Here is a 13,505-nt window from a genome sequence, read left to right on the forward strand (position 1 = left end):
CTTTACCCCTTATAAAAAAACCTTCTATATGCCGCCTGATCAGCATTCTGCCGCCAAACATGACAAATGTCATATTCGGGGCATGATGGCTGCTACTACAACCGCCGCGAGCGCCTCGGTATACTTGGAATCATAATAAAAAAAAGGGGATATGACATTCATGACCAATCACACCGCAACTCAAAAACAAGCATCTTTAAAAAAGCAGGTTGCTGCATTTTCCGGTGCCGATACAAAGCATAGTGTCAATCAGCTTTTCAACACGTTTGTGCCGTTTTTTGCCCTTTGGTTTCTTGCTTACTTCAGCCTCAATGTCTCCTATCTTCTGACCCTCGCCTTTACTGTTATAGCAGCGGGATTTTTGACAAGAATCTTTATTATTTTCCACGACTGCTGCCACCAATCCTTTTTCAAACAAAAGAAACTGAACCGGCTGTTCGGGTTTATTTCAGGTGTGCTGACACTGTTTCCGTTCCTTCAATGGCAGCGCAGCCACTCCATTCATCATGCGACAAGCAGCAACTTAGATAAACGGGGCACCGGCGATATTTGGATGATGACCGTCAAGGAATACAACGAAGCGTCAGCTTGGACAAAAGTACGCTACAGACTTTATCGCAATCCGTTTATTATGTTTATTCTCGGACCGATTTACGTATTTCTGATTAAAAACCGTTTCAATGTAAAAGGCGCCCGCCGCAAGGAGCGCTGGAACACCTATTTCACGAACGCGGCGATTGTCTTATTGGCTGCTGCGACGTGCCTGCTTTTCGGCTGGGAAAACTTTTTGCTTGTTCAGGGTCCGATTTTCCTTATTGCGGGGTCAATCGGCGTCTGGCTCTTTTATGTTCAGCACACGTTTGAGGATTCTTATTTTGAAGCAGATGAGCATTGGGATTATGTGCAGGCCGCGGTAGAAGGAAGCTCCTTTTACAAGCTTCCGAAGCTTTTGCAATGGCTGACGGGCAATATCGGCTACCATCATGTCCACCACTTAAGCCCGAAAGTGCCGAACTACAAGCTGGAAGCCGCTCATGAGGGGCACGAGCCTTTAAAAAACGTACCGACCATTACGCTTAAAACAAGTCTTGAATCCATGAAATTCCGTTTGTGGGATGAGGACGAAAAGCAATTTGTCACCTTTCGGGAGGCGCGGAAAAAACCGGCGCCCCATCCGGTGCCGAAAGAACCTTTAAAGAAAAATGCCTGATATGACGCGCGGCTCTTTCTCTTATCAGAAAGAGCCTTCTCTTCATGCGTGAGGATGCAATGAAGGCGGTGTTTTGATAAAGTGATGGTAGACACAAGCAGCAGAAGGTGGAACAAAGATGAAGAAGTATTTTAAATTTCAAAAACTGAATGGGATTTCTCCTTATATATGGATGATTTTTTTCATCTTGCCTTTTTATTTTATTTTTAAAAGCTCTTCTACCTTTGTCATCGTGGCCGGCATCATTTTCACACTTGTTTTCTTTGGCGCATACCGCTTCGCGTTTGTTGCAAAAGGCTGGCCGCTTTACTTATGGGCGCTTCTTCTGATCGGCATTTCGACCGGCTCAGCCATGCTGTTCAGTTATATTTATTTCGCCTTCTTTATCGCCTACTTCATCGGCCATATCCGAGACAAAGTTCCATTTTACATCTTATATTACATTCATATCATCAGTGCGGCGGTTGCCGTCAACTTCAGCCTTGTTCTGAAAAAAGAGTGGTTTTTGACACAGATTCCGTTTATCGTCATTACACTGATCAGTGCCATCCTGCTCCCGCTCAGCATTCGAAGCAGAAAGGCACGGGAGCGCCTTGAAGAGAAATTAGAATATGCAAATGAGCGAATCGCCGATCTTGTGAAGCTGGAAGAAAGGCAGCGCATCGCCCGGGACCTTCACGATACACTTGGACAAAAGCTCTCCTTAATCGGACTGAAAAGCGACCTTGCCCGAAAGCTGATTTACAAGGACCCTGAACAGGCCCGCACTGAGCTGAAAAGCGTGCAGCAGACGGCCCGCACCTCCTTAAATGAGGTCAGAAAAATCGTCTCATCGATGAAAGGCATCCGATTGAAGGATGAGCTCGGCAATGTTCGGCAAATTCTTGAAGCGGCAGGAATTGAATTTGTGTATGAAGAAAAAGAAGCGCCAAAACATATCTCTTTGCTGAACGAAAACATCGTCAGCATGTGCATTAAAGAAGCCGTCACCAATGTCGTGAAACACAGCGGCGCCAAAGTATGCCGCATCACCATTCAGCAGCTTTGGAAAGAGGTTGTCATTACGGTAGAAGATGACGGCAGCTTTCAATGCAAAGAAGACCGCTTTTTTTCAAAGGGGCACGGCCTGCTTGGAATGAGGGAACGTCTTGAATTCGCAAACGGCAGTTTAGCCATCGATACAGCCGCCGGAACAAAGCTGACCATGAGAATCCCGAATGATTCAAAATCAAAAGAAAAGGATGGTAGCAGATGATCAACATCTTCATTGCCGAGGATCAGCAAATGCTGCTCGGCGCACTCGGTTCGCTGTTGAATTTAGAAGAGGATATGACGGTTGTCGGCAAAGGTACAAGCGGCCAGGATGCCATCGATTTCGTGGAAAAACATGCGCCCGACATCTGTCTGATGGATATCGAAATGCCCGGGAAATCAGGTCTTGAAGCGGCAGAAGAACTCAAGGACAGCGGTGTGAAAATCATCATTTTGACGACCTTTGCCCGCTCCGGCTATTTTCAGCGGGCGCTAAAAGCAGGCGTCAGCGGGTACATGCTCAAGGACAGCCCGAGCGATGAGCTCGTCAGCGCCATCCGCAGCGTCATGAAAGGAAGACGCGTCTACGCACCTGAATTAATGGAGGACATCTATAGTGAAGAAAACCCGCTGACCGAACGGGAAAAAGAGGTGCTCGAGCTTGTCGCAGACGGAAAAAACACGAAAGAAATCGCAAACGCCCTCAGTATCAAAAGCGGCACAGTCCGCAATTACGTTTCGATGATCCTGGATAAATTAGAAGTGAAAAATCGAATTGAAGCCATTACCCGGTCAAAAGAAAAGGGCTGGTTTAAGTAACCCGCCCTCAGCTTGTTCAGCCAGTGTTTTTTTACACTGGCTTTTTTTATTATCTATCGTCACTCCGTCTCTTCCTTCCACTTCTTATCAATCAGCATTTTCCCCGGCCAAGTGTATGCCATGATGCCGCCGTCTGCGGTGATGTCTTCTCCCGTGACGTAAGAGCTGTCGTCTGAAGCGAGGAAGAGCGCGACAGCCGCCATTTCTTCCGGTTTTCCGAGCCGGCCGAGCGGCGTGATCCATTTGTTGGCTTCACGGAACGCCTCGCCCATTTCGTCTTCTTTCGTGCCTGCCAATTTATCAATGAGCGGCGTTTCAATTGTGCCCGGCGATAAGGAATTGACGCGGATTCCGCTTCTGGCGTAATCAATGGCCATCGCTCTCGTCAGGTTCGTGATTCCGCCTTTTGCGGCGTTGTAGCCGGAGCGGTCAAGGTCTGCGGCCCGGCCGGACATGGAGGAGGTGTTGATGATGGAGCCTCCTTTTTCGAGCATGAGCGGAATCAGGTATTTGCTGCACAAAAATGTGCCGCGCAGATCGACGGCGATGATCCGGTCAAAAAGCTCGACCGGGTATTCATGGACTTTGCCGCCCTCTTGGTCAACACCGGCATTGTTAAACAGAATATCAATTGTTCCGTACTTTTGCTGAATGCCATCCGCAAAAGACTTTACGTTTTCTTCGTTTGATACATCAAGGTGAAAGGCTTCTGCTTCTCCGCCGTTTTTTCTGATGGCGCTGACGGTTTCATTCAGTTCGCTTTCATTGATGTCACCGCAGATCACGCGGGCGCCTTCATCGACGAAAACCCGTGCCGTCGCTTGTCCGATGCCTGTCGCGGCCCCTGTGATGATTGCGGTTTTGTCTGTTAATCTTCCCATATTGCGATTCCTCCTTTTTTTATATCTGTTCCCGCTGAATAGGGGGATAAACATATGAAGGTCTGTTTCTAAATACCTATTAAATATGTTAATATTATGTATATACATCATTGGGAGGTTTACATATTTTGAAGATACAGCATAAGAAGGAGATAGCGTTTTATTGTTATGCCATTGTTCCTATGGGATTTGTGATTTACACCGTTATCTCTATTCTATTTCAGGACATCACGTTTCCTCTCACTGTAAGAAATGTTCTGCATGAGTCTTTGCGAAACTTGGGATCTCTTATCTTATTTAGTTTGTTTTTCTACCCGTCATACATATGGATGAAGAAGGAATTCGGCCGCCGGAAAGAAGCAGAGAGGAGAGGATGATCAACATTCTCTCTTTTTTATTGATAAAATGGGTGAAATGAATCCATTAACATGTTAAATTTACAATATATGCATCTGCCAATCTTAGTTGACAATTGTCACTGTATATGATAAATAGATGCTGAAAAGATTTTACATAACATCAAAGCATAATTAAAGGAGAGATCTGAAGTGCGGAAAAAAAAGTTTAAAGCAGAATCCAAGCGATTGCTGGACATGATGATTAACTCCATTTACACGCAGAAGGAAATTTTTCTCCGCGAGTTAATTTCCAACGCGAGCGATGCGATTGACAAAATCTATTACAAGGCGTTAACCGATGATTCATTAACGTTTGATCAAGACAATTACTATATAAAAGTGACCGCGGACAAAGAGGCGAGAACGCTCACCGTCACAGACACCGGTATCGGGATGACAAAAGACGAGCTTGAACAGCATCTCGGCACGATTGCGAAAAGCGGTTCACTCGCTTTCAAGCAAGAAAATGACTCGAAAGACGGCCATGACATTATCGGCCAGTTCGGCGTCGGATTTTATGCGGCGTTTATGGTGGCTGATAAAGTCACGGTGAAAAGTAAGGCGCTCGGCAGTGACGAGGCGTATGTATGGGAGTCGGAAGGGGCTGCCGGCTACACGATCGCGCCGTGTGACAAGGAAACCGTCGGTACGGACATCACCTTGAAAATAAAAGAAAACACAGAAGATGAAAGCTATGATGAGTTTTTAGAAAACTACCGCATCAAAGCGATCGTGAAAAAGTACTCTGATTTTATCCGCTACCCGATCAAAATGGAAGAGACGGTCAACAAGCCGAAAGAGGGCAGCGAGAACGAATTTGAAGAAGTTCAGGAAGAACAGACGGTCAACAGCATGGTGCCGATCTGGAGAAAAAACAAAAGCGAGCTGACAGATGAGGATTACGAGGCTTTTTACGCCGAGAAGCATTACGGTTTTGATAAACCGCTGACCCATGTGCATATCAGCGTTGATGGAGCGGTGCGCTACAATTCGATTTTGTTTATTCCGGAAAACATGCCGTTTGACTATTATACGAAGGAATTCGAAAAAGGATTGGAGCTGTATTCCAACGGCGTGCTGATCATGAACAAATGCGCCGACCTGCTTCCGGACCATTTCAGCTTTGTAAAAGGCATGGTGGATTCTGAGGATCTGTCGCTGAACATTTCCAGAGAGATGCTGCAGCACGACCGCCAGCTGAAGCTGATTGCGAAAAACATCAATAAAAAAATCAAAGCCGAGCTGAAGAGCCTGCTGAAGAACAAAAGAGAAAAATACGAATCTTTCTATGAATCTTTCGGCAGACAGCTGAAATTCGGCGTCTATAATGATTTCGGCGCGAATAAAGACGTATTAAAAGATCTGCTTCTCTTCTATTCATCTAAGGAGAAAAAGCTCGTCACTCTGGACGAATATGTGTCCAGAATGCCTGAGGATCAAAAATATATCTATTACGCGTCCGGCGATTCATATGAGCGGATTGAAAAGCTGCCGCAAACTGAAATGGTGGCGGACAAAGGCTACGAAATTTTATATTTCACGGAAGATATTGATGAATTCGCGATCAAAATGCTGACAAGCTATGAGGAAAAAGAGTTCAAATCCGTATCAAGCGCCGACTTAGGCATCGACAGTGACGAAGATGAAAAGCAGACTGAAGCCGAAGAGAACGAATATAAAGACCTGTTCGAAAGCATGAAAGAGATTCTTGCGGATAAAGTAAAGAACGTCAGAGCGTCGAAACGTTTAAAATCTCATCCGGTCTGTTTTGCGACAGACGGCGAAGTGACGATCGAAATGGAAAAAGTATTAAACGCCATGCCTGACAGCCAGCAGGTCAAAGCGGAAAAAGTGCTGGAAATCAACCCGAATCACGAAGTGTTTGAGACGCTAAAAAACGCGCACGGACAAGATCGGGAAAAGCTTGCATTATACACAAATCTTCTCTACAATCAGGCGCTTCTGATTGAAGGGCTGCCGATCCATGATCCGGTCGAATTTACGAATGACATTTGCAAAGTTATGGTATGACGCTAAAAAGGAATCGCCCAGCGGGGGCGATTCCTTTTTTTATTACAGTGTGCGCTGTTTAAGAATTTGATTTTGTTTGCTGCGCTTCTTTAAAGAGAACCGCTTTTTCAAGTGCGTTTCGATTTCTTCCAAACTTCTGCCTTTCGTTTCAGGAACGATGTAAGCGGCGAAGAAGAAGGATGTAAGGCAGATGACTGAGAATATTCCGAACACCCAGCCGATGCCCATGGCGCTCAGCATAAGCGGGAATACCAGCGAAACGATCAGGTTGGTTGCCGACAGAATCAATGTCGTAAATCCGGTTGCGGCTCCGCGTGCGTTTGACGGGAACAGCTCCGGCATCAGGACCCAAACGACGGGACCCCATGTCGCCTGGTAGAAAACGATATAGATGCCGAGAAACAGCACGGTCAGCCATGCTGTTGAAGCTGACAGGCCGGCCAGAAGGAGAATGGCTGATAGTGACGCCAGGCTCAAGGTAATGCCGACACTTCCCCACATTAGCAGTTTTTTCCGGCCGATCCGGTCAATTAAGATCATGGCGGTGATACACATGATGACGTTTAAGACACCGATGCCCATCGTGCCGAGAACGGACGCCGAAGTGCCGAGTCCTGCCTTTGTAAAGATAGTCGGCGCATAGTAAATCACCGTGTTGATACCGACCGCCTGCTGGAAGATGGCGAGGCCGATCCCGATCAGCAGCATAGGGCGGATCCATTTGGCTTTCAGCAAGCCGAGCGTAGATTCTTTTTTCTCGGCTTCTCCTTGTTTCATTTCCGCCAATTCAACGGCGATATCCTCTTTGTCGTGGGTCATTTCCATGACTTGTCTGGCTTCCTGCTCACGGCCGCGTTTGACGAGCCATCTCGGAGATTCCGGCATAAACGCGATTCCGATTAATAAAAGCGCCGCCGGTACTGCGGCGAGACCGACCATCCAGCGCCAAGCTTCAAATGGGGTGAATATGTAATTCACGATATATGCGAGTAAAATTCCGGTTACAATCATTAAGTTATTCAATGTGCCGAGCGTTCCGCGTATTTTCGTCGGCGCCATCTCAGATAGATAAACGGGAACCAGCGCCGTTGAGCCGCCGACGGCTAACCCGAGAATGACACGGGAGATAATCAGCATGGTGACGGTTTGCGAAGCCGCACAGGCAAGCGCACCGATAATAAAAATGAGTGAAAGGACGAAAACCACTTTTCTCCGGCCCCATCGGTCAGAGCATGTCCCGCTTAAGGCGGACCCGAAAATCGCACCGAGCAGCAGCATGCTGACGACCAATCCCTCGGTCAGCGTGTTTAAAGGAATATCATTGTTAATAAATAACAAAGCTCCTGAAATCACACCGGTGTCATAGCCGTAAAGCAGCCCGCCTAATGCTCCGAAAAAGTAAATCAGGTATTTTTTGGTGTTTTTCTTCACAGATGATCCTCCTCATCTTTTGGAACGCATAATAGTTTATTTAGATAACTATTTCATTCCCCGAAGAGAAAAATATAAACATAAAAAAAACACGCCCTTTCAAAAAGGCGTGTTTTTTTTCTTAGGAAAACAGCTTATCAATAAACGCGATTTCTTCAGCAGATAGCGTAATGGAGGCTGCTTTCATGTTGTCTTTTAATTGATCCGCGCGTTTGGCGCCCGGAATCAGGATATCGATTTCAGGTCTCGCCAAGTACCAGGCAAGCACGATATGCGCCGTATCGGCATTATGCTTTTCGGCAATCGGTTTGAGCTGGTTGACTTTTTTGATGTTTTCTTTAAACTGCTCCCCTTGGAAATGCGCCTGATCATTGCGCAGGTCGCCTTCTGGGAAGGTTGTGTTCTCGTCGTATTTGCCGGCCAGCAGTCCGGATACGAGCGGGAAGTACGGAATGAATGAGATGCCGTGTTCTGTCGTATAAGGGAAGAAAGTCTTTTCCGCCTCACGGTTCAGCAGGTTGTATTCTCCTTGAATCACGTCCACTAAGCCGTCTTTATTGGCTTCTTTCAGCTGTTCCAAAGAGAAATTGGATACGCCGATGGAACGGATTTTTCCTTCTTTTTTCAGCTCATTCAATGCTTGAACGGCTTCGTCCTTCGGCGTGTGCTCATCCGGGAAATGGATGTAGAATAAATCGATGTAATCAGTCTGCAGGCGTTTCAGGCTGTCTTCGACCGATTGTTTCAAAAAGGCCGGTGAGTTGTCGAAAACAAAGTCATCGCCTTCTTTTCTGTGAGCGGCTTTTGTGGCGATGAAGACATCCTCGCGTTTGCATTCTTTCAGCACCTCGCCGATTAATTCTTCAGAACGGCCCACACCGTAAATATAGGCAGTATCTAACATGGTAACGCCGCTTTTAATCGCTTCCCGGACCAATTCTTTTCCCGTCTCTTCATTCAGATTCGGGTAGAGATTGTGTCCGCCGACCGCATTTGTTCCCAAACCGATCGGAAATACCTTTAGGTCAGTTTTGCCGATTGTTACTTTGCTCATGTTTTCGCCCCCTGAAAAAATTGGATATCATAGCGGCTGCCGGAAAAATACGGCAGCGTTCTCTATTAACTATAACGCTATGCCAAGTGAATGTCGATTTGATGCTCTTGGCAATACTTCGTATATTCCTCATCGAGCTGCTGAGAAGTGACAATGCTGTGAAGCCGGTCGAAAGGCGCGTATGTCAAAAGCGTGGATTTGCCGAATTTGGAATGATCCGCGAGCAGATACACTTCGTTCGCCTTTTCGGAAATTCTCTTTTTCACCTCGTATTCCAGTAAGTCGGAATTCGTCAGGCCGTGGGTGATCGTTGTCCCGGTAGCGGACATGAACGCCTTGTTAATGTTGTATTTATTGAGTGTGCTCGGATCATCAATGCCGACAAACGACCTTGTCTTCCGCTTGTAGTTATTGCCGATGATGATCAGGTCGATATTTTTCATGGATGAAGCGGCGTTAATAATATCAAGGCTGTTCGTCAAAACCGTTACATTCTTATCGGGATCAAGCGTCTCCAGCATCGATTTGGTCGTCGTGCCGGAATCAATAAATACAAGATCGTGATCCTCGATAAACCGTGACGCATAGCGGGCGATTTTGATTTTTTCATCCTGATGTTGAATGGTGCGGTTTTCAAAAGGGACGAGCACAGATTTTTCGGCTGACGTCACGCCGCCGTATACCTTTTTGATAACCCCTTTTTCCGCAAGCTTATTAATATCGCGTCTGACCGTGTTTTTAGAGACATTGAATACCTCGCACAGCTCATCCAGCGAAGTGGCTCCGTGTTTGAGAATGTATTCTTCCATCTCCTGAATCCGCATCAGTTTCATAAAAAAACTCCTTCTAGAATTCTTAAAGTAATTAAAATATATAATAAACACCAGAAGTTAATCAATAGTTACTTAACAAATGATAAAAAAGAGAGTTCACGCCGTACGATTCGACACGGTTCTCCAAGTTCCTGTTTTCCCGATCAAAAAAAGTATGATAAAAATAATGAAAAAATTTTGATTTTTTAGATTGACTTGAAGATGTGTTGGGCTTACAATGTAACCAATAAATGACCAAAACATAACCTGTAAAATCAAAATTGAAAGATGTAACCGTTTGCTTTTTCCGGTACATGACCAACTTTTACATGGAAAGATTGGGAGTCACCATCATTTTAGCATTTGTAAGCGTTTAATTCATGTCTTTTATATGTAAAAGATGAATATATTCATCCGTTATTATCCAGCTGAACAGGATGTTTACTATTTAAGGAGGCAATGAGAATGGCAGAGATCAGAAAACTGAAAAACTACATCAATGGTGAATGGGTTGAAAGTAAGACAGATCAATATGAAGACGTTATCAATCCGGCTACAAAAGAAGTGATGTGCCAGGTTCCGATTTCTACGCGGGAGGATGTGGAATACGCCGTCCGCTCAGCGTCAGAGGCATTTCAAACATGGTCAAAGACGGCAGTGCCGCGCCGTGCGAGAATTCTATTTAACTATCAGCAGCTTCTCCAGCAGAACAAAGAAGAGCTTGCCCGTCTGATTACTTTGGAAAACGGTAAAAACACGACGGAGGCACTCGGTGAAGTGGGACGCGGAATTGAAAACGTCGAATTCGCAGCGGGCGCGCCGTCACTCATGATGGGCGATTCACTTGCCTCTATTGCGACGGATGTAGAGGCGGCGAATTACCGCTATCCGATCGGGGTGGTCGGCGGTATCGCACCGTTCAACTTCCCGATGATGGTCCCGTGCTGGATGTTCCCGATGGCGATATCGTTAGGAAACACGTTCATTCTGAAGCCGTCTGAGCGCACGCCGCTGTTAACGGAAAAACTGGCAGAGCTGTTTGAACAGGCCGGCCTTCCGAAGGGCGTCTTCAATGTCGTGCACGGCGCGCATGACGTCGTAAACGGCGTTCTTGAACATCCGGATATTAAAGCCATCTCATTCGTCGGTTCAAAACCTGTCGGCGAGTATGTTTTCAAAAAAGGCAGCGAACATTTGAAACGCGTGCAAGCGTTAACGGGCGCGAAAAACCACACGATCGTGCTGAATGACGCCCACCTTGAAGATACGGTGACAAACATTATCGGCGCGGCATTCGGTTCGGCAGGAGAGCGCTGCATGGCATGCGCGGTTGTGACGGTTGAAGAGGGAATCGCCGATGAGTTTATGGCGAAATTACAGGAAAAAGCAGCGGACATCAAGATCGGAAACGGACTGGATGACGGCGTATTCTTGGGCCCGGTCATCCGCGAGGACAACAAAAAACGCACGCACAGCTATATTGAAAAAGGCATCGAAGAAGGAGCGAGACTTCTTTGTGACGGGCGTGAAAACGCAACGGAAGACGGCTATTTCGTCGGACCGACGATTTTTGACAACGTGACGACGGATATGACGATCTGGAAAGATGAAATCTTTGCGCCCGTTCTGTCGGTCATCCGCGTGAAAAACTTAAAAGAAGCGGTGGACATCGCCAACCAGTCTGAATTTGCGAACGGCGCGTGTCTGTTCACTTCAAATGCGAACGCGATCCGTTACTTCCGTGAGAATATTGACGCGGGAATGCTCGGCATCAACCTTGGCGTCCCGGCGCCGATGGCATTCTTCCCGTTCTCTGGCTGGAAGTCTTCTTTCTTCGGCACATTGCACGCAAACGGAAAAGACAGCGTCGACTTCTATACACGTAAAAAAGTTGTGACGGCACGATACCCGTCTCCTGACTTCAATTGATCTGACAGCCGGCCCGGACGGCTTTGTGATTCCGTCCGGGTTTTCTTTTACCATCCATTAAGGAGGAATAAACATGAGTCATTTGCTGCGCAAACCGCAGGCCGATGAGATTTCTCAAGGCGTGAACATCATACATGACGTCACTTCAGCCAATTCAGACCTCAAATACGTCGGATTTAAAGTCGTTGACCTCACTCCCGGTTCCACATATACAGAGGATTTGAAAAAGACGGAGTGCTGCATCGTTGCGGTAACGGGAAAAATCACCGTCACTGATTATGATCAGACATTTGAAAGCATCGGCACCCGTGAAAGCGTATTTGAAAGAAAACCGACGGACAGCGTTTATGTGTCCAATGACCGCTCTTTTGAAATCACAGCGGTCAGCGGGGCGAGGGTCGCGCTGTGCTATTCTCCGTCCGAACACCAGCTTCCGACAAAGCTGATTAAAGCGGAAGACAACGGTGTGGAACATCGCGGCAAGCTGGCAAACAAACGAACCGTTCATAATATTCTCCCCGATTCAGATCCATCGGCAAACAGCCTTCTCGTTGTTGAAGTTTACACGGACAGCGGCAACTGGTCGAGCTACCCGCCTCATAAACATGACCAAGACAATCTGCCGGCTGAATCCTTTTTAGAAGAAACCTATTACCATGAAACGGACCCGCCGCAGGGGTTTGTCTTCCAGCGTGTGTACACGGACGACCGCTCGATTGACGAGACGATGACCGCAGAAAATGAAAACGTTGTCATCGTACCGGCGGGCTATCACCCGGTTGGTGTTCCGGACGGGTATACCTCTTACTACCTGAATGTAATGGCGGGACCGACACGAAAATGGAAGTTTCATAATGATCCGGCCCATGAATGGATCCTGGAACGCTAACAAGTGAGGAGTGGCAGATAACGATGAAATATACGTTTAATGAAGAAAAAGAGTTTGATATTGTCGCGATCGGACGCGCGTGTATTGATTTGAACGCGGCGGAATACAACCGGCCGATGGAAGAAACGATGACGTTTTCTAAATATGTCGGCGGCTCCCCGGCAAATATTGCGATCGGCAGCGCCAAGCTCGGATTAAAAGCCGGTTTTATCGGCAAAATCCCGGACGATCAGCACGGCAGATTCATCGTTTCTTATATGCAGGGAAAGGGCGTTGATACGTCACAAATGACCGTTGACAGAGAAGGGCGCAAAGCCGGGCTCGCTTTTACGGAAATTCTCAGTCCCGAAGAGTGCAGCATTCTGATGTACCGGGATGACGTGGCGGATTTGTATCTTGAGCCGTCCGAAGTCAATGAAGGCTACATCGCAAACGCGAAAATGCTGCTCGTATCAGGTACGGCGCTTGCGAAAAGCCCGTCGCGCGAAGCCGTCTTAAAAGCGGTGCATATCGCAAAAAAACATGACGTAAAAGTCGTGTTTGAGCTCGACTACCGTCCGTATACATGGCAATCGGCAGAAGAAACAGCCGTGTACTACACGCTGGTGGCGGAACAATCCGATATCGTCATCGGTACGCGTGACGAATTTGACGTAATGGAAAACCGCAGCGGCGGAGATAACGATGAAACCGTCCGCCATTTGTTTGCGCATTCCGCCGATCTTGTCGTCATTAAGCACGGCGTTGACGGATCATACGCATACAGCAGATCGGGAGAAGTTTTCCGGGCGCATGCCTATAAAACAAAGGTGCTGAAGACCTTCGGAGCGGGTGATTCCTATGCGTCAGCCTTCATCTACGGACTTGTCAGCGGCCGGGATATTGAAACGGCTTTAAAATACGGGAGCGCTTCCGCTTCCATCGTCGTCAGCAAACACAGCTCCTCAGAAGCAATGCCGGCTGCCGGTGAAATCATCGAACTGATTGAAGCGCAGCACAGTCTTAACGGTAAATAGAAC

General features: G+C 47.0%; 12 protein-coding genes. 8 read left to right on the forward strand and 4 right to left on the reverse strand.

Going from position 1 to position 13,505, the window contains the following annotated elements:
• Nucleotides 1-160: 160 nt before the first annotated feature.
• The 3 genes from ABK447_RS00625 (at nucleotide 161) to ABK447_RS00635 (ending at nucleotide 3,061) form a co-directional block, all read left to right on the forward strand.
• On the forward strand, nucleotides 161-1,210 hold the full coding sequence (locus ABK447_RS00625; protein ID WP_038460480.1) for a fatty acid desaturase: 1,050 nt from the start codon (nucleotides 161-163) through the stop codon (nucleotides 1,208-1,210).
• Nucleotides 1,211-1,328: 118 nt separating this feature from the next.
• Complete coding sequence (locus tag ABK447_RS00630; RefSeq protein WP_038460478.1) at nucleotides 1,329-2,465, forward strand: sensor histidine kinase; 1,137 nt, start codon at nucleotides 1,329-1,331, stop codon at nucleotides 2,463-2,465.
• The gene (locus tag ABK447_RS00635; protein WP_007407848.1) at nucleotides 2,462-3,061 is read left to right on the forward strand and encodes a response regulator transcription factor; all 600 of its coding nucleotides are present in this window, start codon (nucleotides 2,462-2,464) and stop codon (nucleotides 3,059-3,061) included. Before ABK447_RS00630 ends, ABK447_RS00635 begins: the two co-directional genes overlap by 4 nt.
• Nucleotides 3,062-3,120: 59 nt before the next feature.
• Here the strand turns inward: ABK447_RS00635 and ABK447_RS00640 are convergent, their stop codons facing one another.
• Nucleotides 3,121-3,942 (reverse strand): SDR family oxidoreductase, encoded by an 822-nt coding sequence (locus tag ABK447_RS00640; protein ID WP_038460476.1) that lies wholly within the window; start codon nucleotides 3,940-3,942, stop codon nucleotides 3,121-3,123.
• 128 nt (nucleotides 3,943-4,070) lie between these two features.
• Here ABK447_RS00640 and ABK447_RS00645 point away from each other — a divergent pair, with 128 nt between their 5' ends.
• Both ABK447_RS00645 and htpG read left to right on the forward strand, forming a co-directional pair.
• The gene (locus ABK447_RS00645) at nucleotides 4,071-4,319 is read left to right on the forward strand and encodes a hypothetical protein (RefSeq protein ID WP_014306134.1); all 249 of its coding nucleotides are present in this window, start codon (nucleotides 4,071-4,073) and stop codon (nucleotides 4,317-4,319) included.
• A 171-nt stretch (nucleotides 4,320-4,490) separates the two neighbouring features.
• The gene (htpG, locus tag ABK447_RS00650; RefSeq protein WP_038460473.1) at nucleotides 4,491-6,371 is read left to right on the forward strand and encodes a molecular chaperone HtpG; all 1,881 of its coding nucleotides are present in this window, start codon (nucleotides 4,491-4,493) and stop codon (nucleotides 6,369-6,371) included.
• 42 nt (nucleotides 6,372-6,413) lie between these two features.
• Here the strand turns inward: htpG and ABK447_RS00655 are convergent, their stop codons facing one another.
• From ABK447_RS00655 to ABK447_RS00665, 3 genes are all read right to left on the reverse strand, one after another.
• On the reverse strand, nucleotides 6,414-7,802 hold the full coding sequence (locus ABK447_RS00655; RefSeq protein WP_038460470.1) for a sugar porter family MFS transporter: 1,389 nt from the start codon (nucleotides 7,800-7,802) through the stop codon (nucleotides 6,414-6,416).
• A 121-nt stretch (nucleotides 7,803-7,923) separates the two neighbouring features.
• Nucleotides 7,924-8,856 carry an aldo/keto reductase gene (locus tag ABK447_RS00660; RefSeq protein WP_015240911.1) on the reverse strand — a complete coding sequence of 311 codons (933 nt, stop codon included), beginning with the start codon at nucleotides 8,854-8,856 and terminating at the stop codon, nucleotides 7,924-7,926.
• Between the two features lie 77 nt (nucleotides 8,857-8,933).
• Nucleotides 8,934-9,689, reverse strand: a complete 756-nt coding sequence (locus tag ABK447_RS00665; protein ID WP_007614879.1) for a DeoR/GlpR family DNA-binding transcription regulator — start codon at nucleotides 9,687-9,689, stop codon at nucleotides 8,934-8,936.
• A 444-nt stretch (nucleotides 9,690-10,133) separates the two neighbouring features.
• Here ABK447_RS00665 and iolA point away from each other — a divergent pair, with 444 nt between their 5' ends.
• The 3 genes from iolA (at nucleotide 10,134) to iolC (ending at nucleotide 13,502) form a co-directional block, all read left to right on the forward strand.
• Complete coding sequence (gene iolA, locus ABK447_RS00670) at nucleotides 10,134-11,597, forward strand: methylmalonate-semialdehyde dehydrogenase (protein WP_012118848.1); 1,464 nt, start codon at nucleotides 10,134-10,136, stop codon at nucleotides 11,595-11,597.
• 73 nt (nucleotides 11,598-11,670) lie between these two features.
• Nucleotides 11,671-12,486, forward strand: coding sequence for a 5-deoxy-glucuronate isomerase (gene iolB / locus ABK447_RS00675; protein ID WP_015240909.1), 816 nt, complete (start codon nucleotides 11,671-11,673; stop codon nucleotides 12,484-12,486).
• Nucleotides 12,487-12,509: 23 nt separating this feature from the next.
• Nucleotides 12,510-13,502: a 5-dehydro-2-deoxygluconokinase gene (gene iolC / locus ABK447_RS00680; RefSeq protein ID WP_017418539.1), complete on the forward strand. Its 993-nt coding sequence runs from the start codon at nucleotides 12,510-12,512 to the stop codon at nucleotides 13,500-13,502.
• The last annotated feature ends 3 nt before the right edge of the window (nucleotides 13,503-13,505 follow it).

The organism is Bacillus sp. hwrm1 (genome assembly GCF_040207805.1).
GTDB classification, from domain to species: Bacteria; Bacillota; Bacilli; order Bacillales; family Bacillaceae; genus Bacillus; species Bacillus velezensis.

Excerpts from the sequence above, each read along its gene's own strand:
- ABK447_RS00625 (WP_038460480.1), top strand. The coding sequence starts at position 161 with ATGACCAATCACACCGCAACTCAAAAACAAGCATCTTTAAAAAAGCAG.
- ABK447_RS00630 (WP_038460478.1), top strand. The coding sequence starts at position 1,329 with ATGAAGAAGTATTTTAAATTTCAAAAACTGAATGGGATTTCTCCTTAT.
- ABK447_RS00635 (WP_007407848.1), top strand. The coding sequence starts at position 2,462 with ATGATCAACATCTTCATTGCCGAGGATCAGCAAATGCTGCTCGGCGCA.
- ABK447_RS00640 (WP_038460476.1), bottom strand. The coding sequence starts at position 3,942 with ATGGGAAGATTAACAGACAAAACCGCAATCATCACAGGGGCCGCGACA.
- ABK447_RS00660 (WP_015240911.1), bottom strand. The coding sequence starts at position 8,856 with ATGAGCAAAGTAACAATCGGCAAAACTGACCTAAAGGTATTTCCGATC.
- ABK447_RS00665 (WP_007614879.1), bottom strand. The coding sequence starts at position 9,689 with ATGAAACTGATGCGGATTCAGGAGATGGAAGAATACATTCTCAAACAC.
- iolA (WP_012118848.1), top strand. The coding sequence starts at position 10,134 with ATGGCAGAGATCAGAAAACTGAAAAACTACATCAATGGTGAATGGGTT.
- iolB (WP_015240909.1), top strand. The coding sequence starts at position 11,671 with ATGAGTCATTTGCTGCGCAAACCGCAGGCCGATGAGATTTCTCAAGGC.
- iolC (WP_017418539.1), top strand. The coding sequence starts at position 12,510 with ATGAAATATACGTTTAATGAAGAAAAAGAGTTTGATATTGTCGCGATC.